We start from the raw sequence: 17,381 nt of genomic DNA, 5'->3' as shown, positions 1-17,381 counted from the left end.
CTCCGGCAATCGGACATAAATGTCCGATTGCCGGAGCTGACCCCGACTTTCAAAACTCAAGGCGAAAAAAAACCAGCCCGGAGGCTGGTTTCTTTTCCCTGCAAGGAATTACTTAGCAGCAGCGGAAGCAGCGGAAGCGGCAGCCGAAGCAGCGGAAGCAGCTGCGGAAGCAGCAGCAGCAGCGTCGGTAGCAGCGGAAGCAGCAGCAGCAGCAGCGTCAGCGGCTGGAGCAGCAGCTGGAGCAGCAGCAGCGTCAGCTGCTGGAGCTGCAGGAGCGGCTGCTGGAGCAGCTGCTTCTGGGGTAGCTACTGGAGCAGCAGGAGCTTCTTCTTTCTTGGAGCAAGCAGCCAGAGCAACAGCCAGCAGGGAGGCGATCAGCAGGGATTTTTTCATTTGTTTTCCTTAAATAACAACAAAAATTAAACAATGTTGCGATGAATAATTACCGGTAATTATCGCTCGTACGGCGTTTCGTCGGCCCTTCCAACCTTCAGAAAAAGGTCGACCAGACACAGAAACACACCGGATATTATAGCGTTTTCTGCTGCGTCGCAATAGCAAAACAGGCGGTTTACACAACTATTTTGCGAAAACGCAATATTTTTTTTCCGCGCCGTTCTACTGCCATCTGCAGCGATTACCGTCTTACCTCGAACTGCAACATTTTACATTTTTCTGGCTCACAATCCAGTCGTTCCTGGTCGCAGGCCCGGCTGGGTTTCAGCCCAGATAGCTTCATAACGCTCCAAACTGGTTTGGGTTGACGAGGGAGCATCAAAATCCGCTTCGCCGCGGAAGTGGTCGGCATGGAAGCGGCGCACGATGTGCACGCCGTCGGCCACGCAGAAGGAATCGGTCAGGGTGTTGATGCTGCGGCTGGTCAGGCGGCATTCGATCTGGTGGCTGTAATCCTCCAGCAGCTTCAGAAAGCGCGGTTCATTGCGCTCCAGGTGGGCATTGCGGTGGGCCACCAGCTGGATGCGCCCTTTGTGCTGCAGGAAGTGGCGCAGCAGGGCATCGGTCTTCGAATGCCCCAACTGCCACCACGCATAGTCCGGGTCGAACATCTGCAGCGTCAGCCGGGCCTGGGCGATGCAGTCCAGCAGCAGGGACTGGAACTGGGTACGGCTGTCAAAAAGCTGCTTCTCCATGCTATCTCCGATTATTTGTTCAGTTCGAGCCAGCCGTCGCTGTACCAGGCGAACAAGGCTTCCAGCACGTCTTCCGACGCGCCGGCCACGGCTGCGCCATCCAGGCCGCGGGTATTGGCCAGGGTTTCCAGCGTGGCCTTGTCGGCCTTGTTCATGGCGAACGATTCGCCGTTGATGAAGACGTTCTTGCCGCGATACAGCATCTGCGTCTTGCGCGAGAGCGAGACGCCTTTTTTTCCGGCGGCTTGCTGGAATTTGCCGGCAGTTAGCGGCTTTTCCACAGGCTGGAAGAAGACGTTATGCTTTGGCTCGGACAGGTACTCGCCCAGGAAAATGGCGAAGTCGTCTTCGGTAAAACTGACCTTGTTCAATTCATCGGCCAGTTTGCCCAGCATGGCTTTCGGAATTTCAGCAGGCTTGCTGGTCGGCTCCAGGTCCGGATCGGCATAACGGCCCGGCAGGTCGATGGAGTCGGCCATGAATTGCAGGAAGGCTTCGCCCAGTTCCTGGTAGGACGGCGAGCGGAAGCCGATCGAATAGGTCTGGCAATCGCCGATCGCTTCGCCATCGTGGGCGTAATGCGGCGGCAGGTACAGCATGTCGCCCGGTTCCAGCACGAATTCCTCGGTGGCCTTGAATTTCTTCAGGATCTTCAGCGGCAAGCCTTCAATCAGGGTCAGGTCCTTTTGCGCGCTGATCTTCCAGCGGCGCTGGCCTTGGGCTTGCAGCAGGAACACGTCGTAGGAATCGAAATGCGGGCCGACGCCGCCGCCGTCGGTGGCAAAGCTCACCATCAGGTCGTCCAGGCGGGCATCGGGCAGGAAACGGAACTGGCGCAGCAGCGCGTCGGCCCTGTCGTCCTGCAGGTTGACGCCTTGTACCAGCATGGTCCATTCGCGCTCCTTGCGCGCAGGCAGTTCCTTGAGCGGGCCGTGTTGCATGTCCCAGCTCCCGTCCTTCTTGGTGACCAGGCGGCTTTCCACGTAGTCCTTGGTGGCCAGTTCGGCCAGCTTGTCGAAAGGCAGCAGTGGCTTGAAGCCGGGGATGGCCTGACGGATCAGCAGCGGCTTCTTGTGCCAGTAATCGCGCAGGAATTGTTCGGGCGTGATGTCGCCCAGGAGTGTCAGTTTTTTCATGGGGCCGATTATAGCAAGCGGTATAATCCTTCCAGCTTAGATATGAAAGGAAGCTCAATGAAGATCGCCAAGAATACCGTCGTGACGGTGGAGTACAAACTGTCCGACGCACAGAACAATCTGATCGAAGACGGTCGCCAGCCTATGGTCTACCTGCACGGTGGCTACGAGAACACCCTGCCAAAGATCGAGGAAGAACTGGACGGCAAGGAGAACGGCTACGCCACCACGATCCAGATTGAACCGGAAGACGCCTTTGGCGATTACGACCCGAACCTGTTGAAAGTGGAAGAGCGTGCGCGCCTGCCGGAGCCGCTGGAAATCGGCATGCAGTTCGAGGGCTTGCCGGAAGGCGGCGAAGAAGACGACGCGATGATCTTCACCGTTACCGAGATCGCTGAAGACAAAGTGGTCCTGGACGGCAACCACCCGCTGGCCGGCATGGCCCTGCGCTTCGAACTGAAAGTGGTCGACGTACGCGCCGCCACCGAAGAGGAAATCGCCCACGAGCACGTGCACGGACCGCATGGCCACCATCATCACGAAGGCGATGATGAAGGCGACGATGGCGAGGAAGGCGATCACTTCCGCAGCCACCCGATCCACTAAGGTTCCAAGCCCTGCACTGCAGGGCTTTTTTACATCATTCGCTGCCCAGGACGAACAGCGAGGCACTGCCCGGTATCACGCGCAGCGCAGTCCATTCAGCACCCAATGCCAGGTGGCCGACGTTCCTGGTCCACTCAATGACCGGCGCGGCCTTGCCCTGCTTGCCGTTATCCACCAGCAGCAGCTGGCCGTGATACTTGTCGGCTTGCGAGCGTACGAGGCGGCGGATTTCGGTGAAGCCGTCCCGCTGTTGCGCCAGGCGGGCAAAGAAGCCTTGCTCCACATGGGCGCCGATGTCGCCATCCATTAGCAGCACAATGCCGGCAAGGTTCTTGCGCTTGGCGTGCAGGAAAGTGCGGTGCAGCCAGCCGCGGTTGGCCACCATGCGGTCCTCGTACTCGCTGTTGCGGCCAGCCTCGGTCCGGTAGTGATTGTTGCGGGCGGGTACGTTGAGCGTGACGAACAGGACGTTTTCGTATTCCCAATAAGTGTTTTCGGCGTAGTCGCGGAACTTGGCAATGCTGGACTGGCGATTCAATGCCAGCTTGCCCTTGCCCAGCGCATCGGGCTCCCGGAAGAACAATTCGCGAATGCGGTTGAGGCGTTCGATGGCGTTTGATTTGCCGTTGGAGTTGCGGCATCCGGTCCAGTCGCTGCCGGCAGGCAGCAGCACCAGCGGGCGCTCGGCGCTGTTCATCAGGTCGCGGCGCGCCTGGTACAGGCTATCCGTGCATGGCTCGTCGGCCGCCTTGACGCCGGTGGCAATCAGGAAGGCCGGTTCGGTGCGGCTTGCCTCCGCCAGCATGCGGCGAAACTCGGTGTCGCCTTCGCCCTGGCTGAAGTGATGGCCGAGCAGGGCGAAGCTGAATTCGCCCTTGCGCGCCGCGGCCTTGTCGCTGCGTGCAAGGGCCGGTGTGGCAAGCATGGCGGCCATCATCGCGGCCGTGGCGGCCAGCGTGCCTAGGGCAAGCCGCCGTTTCATGCCTGTGCCAGGCGCTTGAGCTGGTACAGGCGGTCCAGCGCTTCGCGCGGGGTCATGGCGTCTGGATCAATATCGTCCAGCGCCGCCAGCAGTTCTTCGGCGCGCGGGTCGGCGGCGGCAGTTGCCACCGGTGCTTCATCGTCGTTGGCGTCGGTCACCGGTGCGGCGAACAGATCCAGCTGCGGCGTCGCATCCAGCGCTTGCGCCTCCAGCCGCGCCAAGTGTTTGCGCGCCGCCTTGATCACCGGCTGCGGCACGCCTGCCAGCTGCGCCACCTGCAAGCCGTAGCTCTGCGAGGCTGGGCCGTTCTGGACCGCGTGCAGGAAGACGATGGAATCCTTGTGCTCCACCGCCGACAGGTGCACGTTGGCGGCAGTCGGATGCGCCTCCGGCAACTGGGTCAGCTCGAAGTAGTGGGTGGCGAACAAGGTGAAGCTGCGGCTCGCTTCAATCAGGTGGCGTGCAATCGCCCACGCCAGCGCCAGGCCGTCAAAGGTCGAGGTGCCGCGGCCGATTTCGTCCATCAGCACCAGCGAGTGCTCGGTGGCGCCGTTCAGGATGGTGGCCGCTTCCGTCATCTCCACCATGAAGGTGGAGCGGCCGCCTGCCAGGTCGTCGGTGGCGCCGATGCGGGTGAACACGCGGTCGATCGGGCCGATGGTGGCGCTGGTGGCCGGCACATAGCTGCCTACATAGGCCAGCAGGGTAATCAGGGCAACCTGGCGCATGTAGGTCGATTTACCGCCCATGTTCGGGCCGGTGATCAGCAGCAGGCGGCGGTCGGCCATGAACTTGCAGTCGTTGGCGATGAAGCGTTCGATCTGGTTTTCCACCACGGGGTGGCGGCCTTCCACGATATTGATGCAGGGCTCGGCCACCAGGTTGGGTGCACACCAGTTGTTGCGCAGGGCGTGTTCGGCCAGGGCGCACAGGGTATCAACCTGGGCCAGGGCCTGGGCGATCGATTGCAGCGGGCCGATGAAGGGTGCCAGCGCACCCAGCAGCTCGTCGTACAGCATCTTCTCGCGCGCCAGGGCGCGGTCCTGCGCCGACAGGGCCTTGTCTTCGAAGGCTTTCAGCTCAGGCGTGATGTAGCGTTCACAGTTTTTCAGGGTCTGGCGGCGGCGGTAATCTTCCGGCACCTTGTCGGCCTGGCCGTTGGTCACCTCGATGTAGAAGCCGTGCACGCGGTTGTATTCCACGCGCAGGTTGGCGATGCCGGTGCGTTCACGTTCGCGGGTCTCCAGGTCGACCAGGAACTGGCCGGCGTTTTCAGACAGGCCGCGCAGTTCGTCTAGCTCCGCATCGTAGCCGCGGGCGATTACGCCGCCGTCGCGCACCATGGTGGCCGGTTCGGGCATGATGGCGCGCACCAGCAGGTCCACGCATTCCTGCGGCTCGTTCAGGCCAAAGTGCAGCTTGGCCAGCAGGCCGTCCGCATTGTCGTGGCCCAGGGCGCGCAGCATGGCATGCTGCAGCTTGGGCAATTGCTGCAGGCCGTCGCGCAGGGCGGACAAGTCGCGCGGACGCGCCGACAGCAGGGCGACGCGGGTGGTGATGCGTTCGATATCCGGCACTTGCGCCAGGTGATAGGCCAGCGAACCGGTGGTGTCGTGCTGCATCAGCGCCGCAATGGCGTCGTGGCGCGCGCGGGCCACCGACTGGTCGCGCCTGGCGTGGTGCAGCCAGTGGCGCAGCAGGCGCGAACCCATGGCGGTGCGGCAGTGGTCCAGCAGCGAGAACAGGGTGGGGGATTCCTGGCCGCGGATGGTTTCGGTCAGCTCCAGGTTACGGCGCGTGGCCGCATCGAGCCCGATGTATTCGTTTTCCGTTTCGCAGGACAGGCTCTTGACGTGCTGCAGGCCGCGGCCCTGTGTCGATTGCGCGTAGCGCAGCAGGGCGCCGGCCGCGCCGAACGCCGCGCCCAGGCCTTCCGCGCCAAAGCCGGTCAGAGTGGCGACAGCCAACTGGTCCAGCAAGGCCTTATGCCCGTGCACCACGTCGAAGTGCCAGGCCGGCACGTTGTTGACGTGGCAGAGCGAAATATCGTCGAACATGTCGGCATCGTCGCCGCGCAGGATTTCGGCCGGCGCAATACGCTCCAGCTCCTGTCCCAGGCGGGTGTTGACGCTGCGCTGGTCGCCGGAGAACTCCATCAGGCGCAGCGCACCGGAAGCCAGCGACAGCCAGGCCAGGCCGCAGGTGACCACCTTGCGGTTGCTAATCATGGTCATGGCGAGCAGCGGGCGCTCCGATTTTTCCGGCAGCAGGTCCGAATCGGTCAGGGTGCCCGGCGTGACCACGCGCACCACCTTGCGCTCGACCGGGCCCTTGGCCAGGGCCGGGTCGCCGATCTGCTCCGCGATCGCGCAGGACTCGCCCACCTTGACCAGCTTGGCCAGGTAGCCATCGAGCGAATGGAAAGGCACGCCCGCCATCTTGATCGGCACGCCGTTCTGGGTGCCGCGCGCCGTCAGCGTAATGCCCAGCACGCGCGAAGCCTTCTCGGCATCGTCGAAGAACAGCTCGTAAAAGTCGCCCATGCGGTAAAACACCAGCATGTTCGGGTAATCGGCCTTGATGCGCAGGTACTGCGCCATCATCGGCGTGACTTTTTCGGCCGGGCTGTTTTTGACGGCGTCAGGATTGATTTCGGAAGGCAGGGTGGTCATTTTTCTGAATTTCGTTCGGGCGTCGCGCCGGGCGCGGGAAAACGTTGCATTTTACCCCACGGGGCGGGTGTGCGGCGACTGCGCCAATTCGTAGATAAACCGTTCTAATGATGCTTTATGGCAACGAATTGTGCGAGACTTCTTTCCCAAATGCAGTTAAACTTCCGTCACATTATTTTTCAGCAAGACTTGTTCTGCTGGTTAAGGAATCCTTGTGAAGCAACTATTCAAGCACCGCCGCAGTGGTTTTACCCTGATTGAACTGATGGTTACCATCGCCATCATCGCCATCCTGGCGGCGGTGGCATTGCCATCCTATAAAGATTATGTCATCCGTGGCCACATTCCCCAAGCCACCAATGGCTTGGCCGATATGCGCATCAAGCTGGAGCAGTACTTCCAGGACAACCGCACGTATGCCGGCGCCTGCGACAAGGGCCAGCCAGCGGCACCGTCGACCAACCCCGACTTTACGTTCACCTGCGAAATCGCCGCCGGCGGCATGAGCTACGGCCTGAAGGCGGAAGGCAAGGGGCCGATGAAGGGCTTCACCTACGAAGTCAATGAGAGCAACGTCAAAAAGACGTCCGCCGTGCCGACCGGCACCGATTGGGCAAAATCCGACACGTGCTGGGTAACCGGGAAGGGCGGGCGTTGCTGATGCGTAAGCAACGTGGTGTGAACCTTATCGAGCTGATGGTGGCCATCAGCGTGCTCGGCATCCTGCTGGCGCTGGCGATACCGAACTTTTCGCGCATGATCCAGGATGCGCAGAACCGCACGGCTGCGGAATCCGTCCTGAACGGCCTGCAGCTGGCGCGCACGGAAGCGCTGCGGCGCAATACGCCGGTGCGCTTCAGCCTGACTGACAAGGACGGCAAGGTGGCCTGGACCGTGGGTTGCGTCAACGCCAATATCTGTCCGGCGCCGATCCAGGAGCATGGGCCGGACGAAGGCGGCGGCAACGCGCGGCTCGGCATCAGCAAGGTGGCCTTGCCCAAGCCGCTGAAGGCCGACACGTTCAGCACCGCGCTGGCGGCCGGCGCCGGCCTCGACGAACCGGCCGTTGTCACATTCGACAGCTTCGGCCGGGTTGCCGCTGCCGCAGGTACGGAAATCAGCCGGATCGACATCACCAACGCCAAAACCACCGACTCCCGCCGTTATGTGGTGACCGTTGGCGCTGGCGGGCAGGTCCGCATGTGCGACCCGAACACCAAACTGAACGGCACGCCCCAAGGCTGTACTTAAGGAGCTATCCCATGATTCGCAATTTGAAACCTGGCAGCCAGGACGGCATCGTATTGCTTGAAGCGCTGGCAGCCATCCTGATTTTCTCGTTCGGCATCCTGGCCTTCCTGTGGATGCAGGCCTCGGCCACGCGCCAGGTCACCGATTCCAAGTACCGCCTGGAGGCCAGCTTTGCGGCCAACCAGCTGTTGGGCGACATGTGGGTGCATCCCACCAGCCTGGCTGCCTACGCCACCACGAACCAGGCCGTGCCCGGTCTGCCGAACGGCAAGCGCACGGTAGTGGTCAACGGCAACCAGGTAACGGTCACCATCAATTGGCAGCTTCCTGGCGAATCCAAGGCCCATACCTACCAGGCCGTGGCCCAGATCAACGGTTGAGGAAATATATGTACCGCTCACAAAAAGGCTTTACGCTGATCGAGGTCATGGTTGGCCTGGTCATCGGCATGCTGGGCACACTGATCGTGGCGCAGGCATTTACCAATAACGAAGCGCGCAAGCGCGCCACCACCAGCAGCGCCGATGCCCAAGCCAACGGCGCCATCGCTTTGTACATGCTGGAGCGCGATGCCAAGGCGGCGGGTTGGGGCATGGCTGCCGGCCCCAATTCCTATTCCGGATGCACCAAGGTGTATGCCTACTGCGACAAGAGTGCGGGTTGCGGCGGCGTGGAAGGCGCGCTGACCGACGTCAATTTCGCTCCGGCGCTGATCAAGGATGGCGGCACCAAGCCTGACACCCTGACCATCCAGTATTTTGCCGATCCCAACCTGTCGTCCTCCTTGCCCTCCGGCTCCACCGTGGTACGCAAGAAAATGCCGCAGCCATCGTCCGAACTGGATGTCGCCAACCCGGCGGCGTGCTCGGAAGGCGACCTGGCCCTGGTATCCCAGGCCGGCAACTGCACTGTGATGAAAATCACCGAAGTGCAGGAAGAAGCGTCCCGGCTGCAGCACAGCCCCGGCGCGCACGGGGAATACAACCCGCCGGCGAGTTTTTCCGCCGAATGGCCGAAGTACCAGGTTGGCGCCAACGTGACCTGTTTCAAGCCGGCCACGAACGGGCCGATCTTCCGCAAGACCTATTCGGTCAACATGGCCACTCACGACCTGGAGCGCAGCGACAATTCGCAGAATCCGGCCGTCGTCAACGAACTCGTGATGTCCGAAGTGGTTGACTTGCAGGCCCAGTACGGCGTGGCGCCTGCCAACACCCAGACCATTGACACATGGGTCAGCGCAGCGGATGCAGGCTGGGATAATCCGACGCCGGCTAACTGGTCGCGTATCAAGGCAATCCGCGTTGCGCTGGTCACCCGCGCCAGCCAGTACGAAAAGCCGCCCGCTGGCGAGAAGTGCAAAGCAACCACCTCGCTGAAGTCCAGCTGGGCGACGATTAAAACCGACAATTACCCCAGCGACTGGGGCTGCTATCGCTACCAGGTGTATGAGACGGTCATTCCACTGCGTAACGTGATCTGGGGGCGTATATGAAATCGGTAGTCAAAGTAGGAGAGCGCCGCCGGCAGCAGGGTGTGGCGCTGGTGATGGCGCTGATCGTGCTGGTTGCCATGACCCTGGCCGGCCTGGCCATGATGCGTTCGGTCGACACGTCGTCCCTGATCGCGGGCAACCTGGCATTCAAGCAAAGTGCCGCGATCAGCGCCGATGCCGGCGTGGAGGCTGCCATCGCTTGGGTGCATGGCAACCCGACCGGGCTGGACGTCGACGCCGGCGGCAAAGGCTATTCCGCCAGCAGCCAGGCGGCGCTTGACCTGACCGGGAACGACACCACGGACCCGAAGGACGACCTGGACTGGAGCGACGCAGGCGCGGTGGCCCAGCTGCCGGTCGATGCGGCTGGCAACCAGGTGTCCTACGTGATCCACCGCATGTGCGATGTGGCAGGCGAGTTCGATCCCGCCAAGTGTTCCACGGCACCCTCGGGACTGCCGCCTATTGGCGACAACAGTATCGGCACCCTGCGTCCCATGCTGACTTACCAGCCCCTGAACGGTAGCGCCCTGGGCGGCAGCACGGTCGCACTTTACCGTATCACGGTGCGGGTGGTCGGCCCGCGTTCCAACGTCAGTTTCGTACAGGCGGTTATTTCACAATGAGTATGCGAGACCTATCGATGAGGCCACTCTTTAAACAATTCATGCTGGCGGCGCTGTTTGCCGGCAGCGTGCTGGGCGCCGCCCTGTCGCGCGCTGCCAGCACGGACCTGGCGGACAAGCCGCTGGCAAATTCCACGACGGCGGTGCTGCTGCCGAACATCATGCTTGACCTGGATAACTCCGGCAGTATGCTGTGGAACTACATGCCCGACTACGTTCGCATGAAGTCGGGCAACCAATTTGAAAAGTATTGCCGCAACACGGACGGCAGGCTGACTGCCGTCTGCAATGACGGCGATCCGCCGTTTGCAGCCAGCGCCTTCAACAAGATCTATTACAACCCTGCGGTGCGTTACGATTGGCCGGTCGATCACGATGGTACCCGTCGGCCCGACGCCACCAAGGCGGCACGGACAGCCTACAACTCGCCATGGGCAGGGATTCCAAGCGATGGTTACGGCAAGCAGCGCGTCGAATGGACTTATGGCCAGACTGACCTGGGCTACCCCTGCGGCCCTAGCACTGCCTGTCCCAAGCTGAAGGCGGGCGACACCATCAACCTGGCCACAATCGGCAGCGAGAAGGCAAACTTCCCTGACCGCGTTTGGTGCGATGGAAACGGCAGAAACTGCGTTAATGCGCTGAATGGATCGACCTACGCTTATCCGAACGGGACGAACTATGTAGCCAGCGTTGTTACGGGCGCGCCGTATTATTACAACGTGACGGTGAAGTGGTGCGAAGCCAACGGCGGCAATTGCCAGGCGACCCGTGATAACACCCACACGATGGTCAATTTCAGCCAATGGGAACGGGTCGACATTGTTCCTTCCCGCAGCAGCTATCCGAAGGCGGCCAGCCGCACCGATTGCAAGGCCGCAAGCAGCTGCAGCTTCGAGGAGGAAATCACCAACTTTGCCAGCTGGTACGCCTGGTACCGTACGCGCGCGCAAATGGCGAAATCGGCAATCGGCCTGGCGTTCAAGGACGTGCGCGGCACGCCGAAGCCGGTCACGGAAGACAAGACTGACGCCAACTTCTTCCATGCTCGCATGGGCATGATGACCATTGATAACGCCACCATCGCGGTTCCGATCGAGCCGTTTGAAGGCGATCATAAGAAATCGTTCTACAGCGAGCTGTACAAGCTCAACCCCGACACCAGCACGCCGCTGCGCGCGGCGCTGAACGAAGTCGGCCGCCTGTATAAGTTCGGCAAGAACCTGGCATTCCCGAACGGTCCTGACCCGATCCAGGCGGCGTGCCAGCGCAACTTCGCCATCCTGGCCACGGACGGCTACTGGAACGGCAATGCGGCCTTGCATATCGACGATAAGCGGACCGTGGTGATGGCGGACCAGGACGGCGACATCAGCAAGGCCCCGCGGCCATCGTATGCCCCGTACAAGACCGGTTCGAAACATGTCGCTGCCGACCAGGTTTCGCTGGCCGACGTGGCCTTCTACTATTACAACAATGACCTGCGTCCGAATATGGAGAACATCGTCCCAAGTGCGGGCGGCGCAGCGAACATCGGCGACGTGGCCAACCACCAGCACATGACGACCTTTACCCTCGGGCTGGGGCTCGAAGGCACGCTGCCTTTCCGCAGCGACTACAAGACGGCCAAGGCGGGCGAGTACTTCAAGATCCTGCAAGGCACCCAGAACTGGCCGGCGCCGACCGAGAATACCCCGGAGACCATCGACGACTTGTGGCACGCCGCCGTCAGCGGCCGCGGCACCTATTTCAGCGCCAAGGATCCGGCGGCACTGCAAGACAGCCTGCACCAGGCCATGAGCAGCATCGGCCAGTCCGACGGTAGCGGCGCCGCGGCGGCCACCAGTAACCTGCAGCCGACCGAAGGCGATAACAGCATCTATATCGCCAACTACCGCACCGGCGCATGGGATGGCGAATTGAGCGCCTATGCCATGAACACCACGACCGGCGAGGTGATGGGCGATCCGAAATGGCAGGCGGCAGTCAAGCTGCGTGCCAAGATCACGGCGGATGGCGACACCCGCACGATTTGGACCTCGGATGCCACCAATACCCTGGTGCCATTCACCACGGCCGGTATGGCGCAAGCTCAGGAGGACTTCTTCAACGAAGCAGTCCAGAAGTCGCTGAGCCAATACAAGACCTGGACCCCAGAGCAAGTCAAGGCCGGCAATGCCGACGCGCTGGTGAAATTCCTGCGCGGGCAGGATCCGCAAGTGCTGGTCGATAAGGAAAACAAGCGCCTGTACCGTGAGCGCGACAAGGTGTTGGGCGACTTCGTTCACTCCCAGCCGGTGTTTGTGCGCGATCCGCCGTTCGGCTTCAAGGATGCCGGCTATGCCGACTTCGTGTCCAAGCACGCCGATCGCGCCGGTACCGTTTATGCTGCCGCCAACGATGGCATGCTGCACGCTTTCGACGCCGATTCCGGCGAAGAGCGCTGGGCCTATATTCCGCCGATGGTGCTGCCTGACCTGTGGCAACTGGCAAACAACGATTATGCCGACCGCCACCGCTATTACCTGGACGGCGCACTGACCGTCTCCGACGTCAAGATCGGCACCGAGTGGCGGACTGTCCTGATCGGCGCCATGGGCAAGGGTGGCCGCGGCTACTACGCACTGGACATCACCGACCCGGCAACGCCGAAAGTATTGTGGACTTACACTGCCGAAGACAACCCGAACCTGGGCTACAGCTTTGGCCCGGCGCACATCACCAAGGTCGATGGCAAATGGGTAGCGGTCATCACCTCCGGCTACAACAATATCGCGGAAGGCGGCAAGTACGACGGCGACGGCAAGGGCCACGTCTTTGTGCTGGACCTGTCCGATCCGAAGATGAAGGCCAGCGTCAGGGACATCGCAACCAGCGCCGGTTCCAAGACCAGCCCGAGCGGGCTGGCCCGCATCAACATCGCTGCGCTCAAGTTCAACGACGACAACACGGCAGTTGCAGCGTATGGCGGCGACCTGCTGGGCAATATGTGGCGCTTCGACTTGAAGGCCGGCACCGCGACCCAGTTGATCAACGTCGGTGAGAGCCGGCCCATCATGGCGGCGCCGGATCTGACGGAAGGTCCGGACGAGTCGGTGATCGTGTACTTCGGTACCGGCCGCTTCCTGGGCACTACCGACTTGGTGGTGCCGAAAGAGAACGTTTCGGTGGTGCCGCAGATCGTGGTTGGCTTGAAGGATGACCTGAAAGACACCAAGAACCTGTCGCTGAACTCCTTCGTCAAGCAGCGCATGACTTCGTCGGATGTCAGCCGCAGCAGCGTCGACCCGCAAAAAGTCGAGTGGTCGAGCGATTCCGGCTGGTACATCGAGCTGCCAAGCGCCGGCGAACGGGTTGCTGTCGATCCGCAACTGTTCGAAGGCACCCTGCTGGTGCCGACCGTGGTACCGGCGGCATCGGATTGCCAGCCGGGTGGCTATAGCTGGTTGTACCAGTTCAATGGCAGTGGTGGCCCGGTAAACGACAAGGCGCCCCTGGGTACCAGGCTGACCTCGCCGATTGTGGGTATGACCGTGAGCAAGCTGCCAAGCGGCAAGCCTGTCATCGTTGCCGTGACTGCCGATGGCAAACGCCCTAAAACCTTTGGCATGAACAAGCCAAAACCAGGTGATGGCGGTAATGGAAACGAAGTCCAGACCAGGCGCCTGCAGTGGCGTGAATTGGGCAAGTAAGATGCGGCATGCACCGTGGGGCAAGGCCGGCGCCTTGCTTCTGACGGTGCTGGCCCACCTTGCTTTCCTGTTCGGCGCCCGTGGTGATGGCAGCGCCTCCCGACCGCAGCCACAGCCGCCGCGCGCGGCGCTGATGGTGGCGCTGCTGCCGGCACCGGCAGCAGCGTCCATCCAGGCCGCCACTCCCGTCACACCCGTCAATGCCCCAGCGCCGGGCCGGCCACAGCCAGCGGTGCCGGCAGCACTTCCCGAACCGCCGGTCGAGGCGGAGCACGACCAGGCCCCTCCTCAATTTTTCCCATTGCACGACTTGACCAGCCCGCCTACCGTGGCAGGCGGCCTGACGCGCGGCGAGTTGCTCGAGCTGCCCGACACCAGCGGTGGCTATATCACCGCGCACTTCTGGATCAATGCGCTGGGCGAGGTGGTGCGCGCGCAAGTTGTCGGCGCCGACGGCAATGAAGACGAGGAGGAAAAACTGCTGGCCGCCTTGCGGCACGTGCGTTTCCTGCCGGCCCGCATCGGCCATATGGCCGTGCACAGCCAATTGCAGCTGGAGTTGCGGGTGGTTCGCAACGCGGGACTCTAAGGCCGAAGCGGCCCGGCTTAATGCCAGTTGACGATGCGGCCGCGCTGCGGCGGCACCAGCAGCGCGACGTCGCCCGCTTCCACGGCGCTGCCCGGATCGGCCAGGAAGCGCGACAGGCCCGCTTCGCCGCTGCGCGCCTGCACGCCGACCCAGGCATCGCGCCAGGTGTGCTTGGCGGCATACAGGGCGGCATCGGCCAGGCGCTGCAGCGCTTCCGGCGTCAGCGCGCTGGAGCGGCCCGGCATGCCCGGGAAGCTGGCAAAGCCGATCGAGACGGTCTTGCGCAGCAGCTGGCCGCCGGGGATCGCGAACTCATGGGCTGCGATGGCCAGGCGGATCTTTTCCGCCAGTGCAGGCGCGTCGTTGCGGTCGATGAAACGCGCCACCAGCAGGAATTCTTCGCCGCCCCAGCGTACGATATGGTCCGAGCTGCGCATGCAGTCGCGCAGCAGGCCGGCGGTCTGCCGCAGCACTGCGTCGCCGGCAGCATGGCCGTGCTGGTCGTTGACGCGCTTGAAGTGGTCCAGGTCGAGCATGAACAGCACCAGGTCCGCCTGCGGCTCCGGCGGCACGCTGCGATGGCGGCGCGCCGCCAGGTCGAAATCGGCCTGGATGGTCTGCTCCAGGTAGCGCCGGTTGTGCAGGCCGGTCAGCGGGTCGGTCAGGCTGGCTTGCTCGAGCCGGCGCGAGGCCGCTTCCAGTTCGGCCGTGCGTTCGGCCACCAGGCGCTCCAGCCGTTCGCCGCGGCGGCGCAGGGCGTGCAGGCGCAGGCGGAACAGGAAGGCCAGGCCCAGCGCGCCCAGCAGCCACAAGGCGGTACGGAACCACCAGCTCTGGTAAAAGGCCGGCTGCACGTGCAGGGCCAGCGTCCATTCCTGCGGGCTCCACATTCCGGCGCGGTTGCTGGCCTGGACGCGCAAGCGGTAGTCGCCCGGCGGCAGGTGGGAATAGGCTGCCACCCGCTGGCGCGCGTCGACGTTGACCCAGCCCGCGTCGTAGCCGTCCAGGCGGTAGCGGTACTGCTGCTGTTCCGGTGCGCTGAAGTCGGGGGCGGCAAATTCCAGGCGCAGGTCGCGCTGGCCGGGCGCCAGGGTGCGTGCGGCCAGGATGCCGGCGCCGGGCTGCTCGATGCCGTCGATGGTCAGCGCGGTTGCCGTCACGGCAGGCTTGTATTCCCAGCGGCGCAGCAGGTGCGGGCGCACGCGCAGCAAGCCTTCCGGCGAGCCGAACAGCAGGTCGCCGCTGCGCGTGCGCACGCGGCTGGCGTAGTACAGGGTGCGGAATTCATTGCCGTCGGCGCGCTCGAAACTGCGCCAGCGCCAGGTCAGCGGGTCGATGCGCACGCGGCTGCCCAGCCACACCTGGCCTTGCGCATCCTGCAGCAGCGACTCGGGCGGGTGGGGCGGCAGCTTCAAGCGGTTCGATAGCCGGTCGAAGTGCGCGGCCTTGCCGTCGAAGGAGCGCAGGATGGCGGCGCCGGACTGGGTGGCCAGCCACAGCTGTCCATCCTTGTCGACCATCAGGTCCGGCACCCAGTTGTCGGGCAGGCTGTCGGCACGCGCCGGATCGCGGTAGATGCGGCGCGCCTTGCCGCTGCCGGTGTCGAAGGCATTCAGGCCGTCATTGGTGCCGATCCACAATGTGCCGTCGCGGGTGAAGGCGAGCGATTCCACCTCCCGGCCGGACAGGCTGTCCGGGTCGCCGGGCCGGTGGCGCCAGGCGCGCACGGCGCCGTCCTGGCCGATGCGCGCCAGGCCTTGCTGGGCGCCGGTCCACAATGCGCCGTCGGCGCTGAATACCATGGCGCGGATCGGCCCGCCCGGCAAGCCTTGCGCGCTGCCGAAACGCTGGAAGCCGTGCCGGCCGGGGCGCTGGCGGTGCAGCGTGCCATCCAGCGTCGCCACCCACATGCTGCCGTCCGGGCCTTGCGCCAGGCAGGTAATGGCGCCGTCGGCCAGCGCATCGGCGCGCCTGGGATCGGGGCGGAAACCCGCCACCAACTGGCCGCCGGCGTCGAGCACATCGACCCCATTGCCATTGGTTCCCAGCCAAAGCCTGCCGTCGGCCGCTTCCAACGCGCGCACGATGGCGGGATGGCTGGGACCGCGCGGGTTGGATGGGCTGTGGCGCAGCTTGAGGAAGGCACGGCTCGCCGGATCATGGCGCGCAATGCCGCCGCCCCAGGTGCCGGCCCAGGCCAGGCCGGAGCGGTCCAGCAGCAGGGCGCCAATGCGGTCGTTGCCGATGCTGGCGGTGCTGGTGCTGTCGTATTGCAGGCGGTCGACCACGGCCAGGCTGGCGCCGTCGACCACGTCGATGCCTTTGCCGAAAGTGCCGAGCCAGATCTCGCCCGGCAGCGCTTCGGCGATACTGTAGATCCAGAAGTGGCCCAGGCCGGCCACGGCACGCACCGTGCCGTCCGCGGGGTCGTACACGGCAGCGCCCTGGCGCGAACTGCCGATCCAGATGCGGCCCCGGCTGTCCTGGAACAGGCGGATCGCATTGGCCGGTCCGAGCGGCGCGGAAAAGCGTCCGTCGCCCAGCCAGCGCTGCAAGCCGGCATCGCTGGCCACCCACAGGCGGCCTTCGCGGTCCAGCAGGACGGCGCGCAACTGGTTGTTGGCCAGGCTGCTGGGCTCGCCTTCCACGTGGCGGTAATGGGTGAAGCGTCCGCTGGCGGGATCGAGGACCGACAGCCCGTTGTCGGTGGCCAGCCACAGCAGGCCACCCGCCAGTTCGGCAATGCTTTCCACGCGGTCGTTGGCCAGGCTGTCCCGGCGCAGCGGATCGTGGCGGTACTGCGTGAAGCGCTCGGTGCGCGGATCGAACACGGACAGGCCGCCGCTGATGGTGCCAACCCACAGCCGGCCGTCGCGCGCAGCGTGCAGGGCGCGGATATAGCTGCCGCCCAGCGCAGCCGGATCGCCGGCTTGCGGGCGGAATACCTTGTAGCCATAGCCGTCGTAGCGCACCAGGCCATCCTGGGTGCCGATCCACAGCAAACCCTGGGCGTCCTGCACCATGGCCGTGCTGAGGTGGGCCGGCACCTGGTCCGCCATGGCGATGCGCTGGAACGACACCAGGCCAGGCCGTTGTTGCGCCGATGCCATAGTGCCTGCAGCGAGCAGGCAGGCCAATATGGAGGAGCGCAGCAGCGGATGCATTGCCTGGGGATGGT

14 protein-coding genes are annotated in these 17,381 nt (G+C 63.6%); 8 read left to right on the top strand and 6 right to left on the bottom strand.

The annotated features are described in order from the left end of the window. Positions 1-108: 108 nt before the first annotated feature. The 3 genes from ACWBU6_RS22970 to ACWBU6_RS22960 form a co-directional block, all read right to left on the bottom strand. The gene (locus ACWBU6_RS22970) at positions 109-393 is read right to left on the bottom strand and encodes a hypothetical protein (protein WP_452645660.1); all 285 of its coding nucleotides are present in this window, start codon (positions 391-393) and stop codon (positions 109-111) included. A gap of 287 nt (positions 394-680) precedes the next feature. Beyond that, positions 681-1,151, bottom strand: a complete 471-nt coding sequence (locus ACWBU6_RS22965) for a DUF7931 domain-containing protein (RefSeq protein WP_452645659.1) — start codon at positions 1,149-1,151, stop codon at positions 681-683. Positions 1,152-1,162: 11 nt separating this feature from the next. After that, a complete protein-coding gene (locus ACWBU6_RS22960) occupies positions 1,163-2,287 on the bottom strand; it encodes a ribosomal protein uL16 3-hydroxylase (RefSeq protein WP_452645658.1) in 1,125 nt (374 codons plus the stop codon). A 57-nt stretch (positions 2,288-2,344) separates the two neighbouring features. On the opposite strand from ACWBU6_RS22960, the gene ACWBU6_RS22955 reads away from it, so the two are divergent. Continuing rightward, on the top strand, positions 2,345-2,896 hold the full coding sequence (locus ACWBU6_RS22955; RefSeq protein ID WP_452645657.1) for an FKBP-type peptidyl-prolyl cis-trans isomerase: 552 nt from the start codon (positions 2,345-2,347) through the stop codon (positions 2,894-2,896). A 34-nt stretch (positions 2,897-2,930) separates the two neighbouring features. On the opposite strand, the gene ACWBU6_RS22950 is transcribed toward ACWBU6_RS22955, so the two are convergent. Then, positions 2,931-3,878: a hypothetical protein gene (locus ACWBU6_RS22950; protein ID WP_452645656.1), complete on the bottom strand. Its 948-nt coding sequence runs from the start codon at positions 3,876-3,878 to the stop codon at positions 2,931-2,933. After that, on the bottom strand, positions 3,875-6,550 hold the full coding sequence (gene mutS / locus ACWBU6_RS22945) for a DNA mismatch repair protein MutS (RefSeq protein WP_452645655.1): 2,676 nt from the start codon (positions 6,548-6,550) through the stop codon (positions 3,875-3,877). The genes ACWBU6_RS22950 and mutS overlap by 4 nt, the downstream gene beginning before the upstream one ends. A gap of 214 nt (positions 6,551-6,764) precedes the next feature. Between mutS and ACWBU6_RS22940 the strand changes: the two genes are divergently transcribed. From ACWBU6_RS22940 to ACWBU6_RS22910, 7 genes are read left to right on the top strand one after another with little or no spacing between them, the layout of a single operon-like run. After that, positions 6,765-7,211 (top strand): type IV pilin protein, encoded by a 447-nt coding sequence (locus tag ACWBU6_RS22940; RefSeq protein WP_452645654.1) that lies wholly within the window; start codon positions 6,765-6,767, stop codon positions 7,209-7,211. Continuing rightward, the gene (locus ACWBU6_RS22935) at positions 7,211-7,801 is read left to right on the top strand and encodes a GspH/FimT family pseudopilin (protein WP_452645653.1); all 591 of its coding nucleotides are present in this window, start codon (positions 7,211-7,213) and stop codon (positions 7,799-7,801) included. The genes ACWBU6_RS22940 and ACWBU6_RS22935 overlap by 1 nt, the downstream gene beginning before the upstream one ends. 11 nt (positions 7,802-7,812) lie before the next feature. Next, positions 7,813-8,181, top strand: a complete 369-nt coding sequence (locus ACWBU6_RS22930) for a type IV pilus modification PilV family protein (protein WP_452645652.1) — start codon at positions 7,813-7,815, stop codon at positions 8,179-8,181. Positions 8,182-8,189: 8 nt separating this feature from the next. Beyond that, complete coding sequence (locus ACWBU6_RS22925; protein ID WP_452645651.1) at positions 8,190-9,296, top strand: PilW family protein; 1,107 nt, start codon at positions 8,190-8,192, stop codon at positions 9,294-9,296. Continuing rightward, positions 9,293-9,922: a pilus assembly PilX family protein gene (locus ACWBU6_RS22920; RefSeq protein WP_452645650.1), complete on the top strand. Its 630-nt coding sequence runs from the start codon at positions 9,293-9,295 to the stop codon at positions 9,920-9,922. Before ACWBU6_RS22925 ends, ACWBU6_RS22920 begins: the two co-directional genes overlap by 4 nt. Before the next feature lie 17 nt (positions 9,923-9,939). Further along, positions 9,940-13,614, top strand: a complete 3,675-nt coding sequence (locus tag ACWBU6_RS22915; protein WP_452645649.1) for a pilus assembly protein — start codon at positions 9,940-9,942, stop codon at positions 13,612-13,614. A gap of 1 nt (position 13,615) precedes the next feature. Then, complete coding sequence (locus tag ACWBU6_RS22910; protein ID WP_452645648.1) at positions 13,616-14,203, top strand: hypothetical protein; 588 nt, start codon at positions 13,616-13,618, stop codon at positions 14,201-14,203. A gap of 17 nt (positions 14,204-14,220) precedes the next feature. Here ACWBU6_RS22910 and ACWBU6_RS22905 read toward each other — a convergent pair whose 3' ends face one another. Further along, positions 14,221-17,313, bottom strand: coding sequence for a ligand-binding sensor domain-containing diguanylate cyclase (locus tag ACWBU6_RS22905; RefSeq protein WP_452645647.1), 3,093 nt, complete (start codon positions 17,311-17,313; stop codon positions 14,221-14,223). Between the last annotated feature and the right edge of the window lie 68 nt (positions 17,314-17,381).

The sequence above is a fragment of the Pseudoduganella sp. HUAS MS19 genome (assembly GCF_053615455.1).
This window is presented reverse-complemented; position numbering and strand designations above follow the sequence as displayed.

What these genes read in the sequence shown, in the direction of transcription:
- ACWBU6_RS22970 (WP_452645660.1), bottom strand. Translation starts at nt 393, where the DNA reads ATGAAAAAATCCCTGCTGATCGCCTCCCTGCTGGCTGTTGCTCTGGCT.
- ACWBU6_RS22965 (WP_452645659.1), bottom strand. Translation starts at nt 1,151, where the DNA reads ATGGAGAAGCAGCTTTTTGACAGCCGTACCCAGTTCCAGTCCCTGCTG.
- ACWBU6_RS22960 (WP_452645658.1), bottom strand. Translation starts at nt 2,287, where the DNA reads ATGAAAAAACTGACACTCCTGGGCGACATCACGCCCGAACAATTCCTG.
- ACWBU6_RS22955 (WP_452645657.1), top strand. Translation starts at nt 2,345, where the DNA reads ATGAAGATCGCCAAGAATACCGTCGTGACGGTGGAGTACAAACTGTCC.
- ACWBU6_RS22950 (WP_452645656.1), bottom strand. Translation starts at nt 3,878, where the DNA reads ATGAAACGGCGGCTTGCCCTAGGCACGCTGGCCGCCACGGCCGCGATG.
- mutS (WP_452645655.1), bottom strand. Translation starts at nt 6,550, where the DNA reads ATGACCACCCTGCCTTCCGAAATCAATCCTGACGCCGTCAAAAACAGC.
- ACWBU6_RS22935 (WP_452645653.1), top strand. Translation starts at nt 7,211, where the DNA reads ATGCGTAAGCAACGTGGTGTGAACCTTATCGAGCTGATGGTGGCCATC.
- ACWBU6_RS22930 (WP_452645652.1), top strand. Translation starts at nt 7,813, where the DNA reads ATGATTCGCAATTTGAAACCTGGCAGCCAGGACGGCATCGTATTGCTT.
- ACWBU6_RS22925 (WP_452645651.1), top strand. Translation starts at nt 8,190, where the DNA reads ATGTACCGCTCACAAAAAGGCTTTACGCTGATCGAGGTCATGGTTGGC.
- ACWBU6_RS22920 (WP_452645650.1), top strand. Translation starts at nt 9,293, where the DNA reads ATGAAATCGGTAGTCAAAGTAGGAGAGCGCCGCCGGCAGCAGGGTGTG.
- ACWBU6_RS22915 (WP_452645649.1), top strand. Translation starts at nt 9,940, where the DNA reads ATGAGGCCACTCTTTAAACAATTCATGCTGGCGGCGCTGTTTGCCGGC.
- ACWBU6_RS22910 (WP_452645648.1), top strand. Translation starts at nt 13,616, where the DNA reads ATGCGGCATGCACCGTGGGGCAAGGCCGGCGCCTTGCTTCTGACGGTG.
- ACWBU6_RS22905 (WP_452645647.1), bottom strand. Translation starts at nt 17,313, where the DNA reads ATGGCATCGGCGCAACAACGGCCTGGCCTGGTGTCGTTCCAGCGCATC.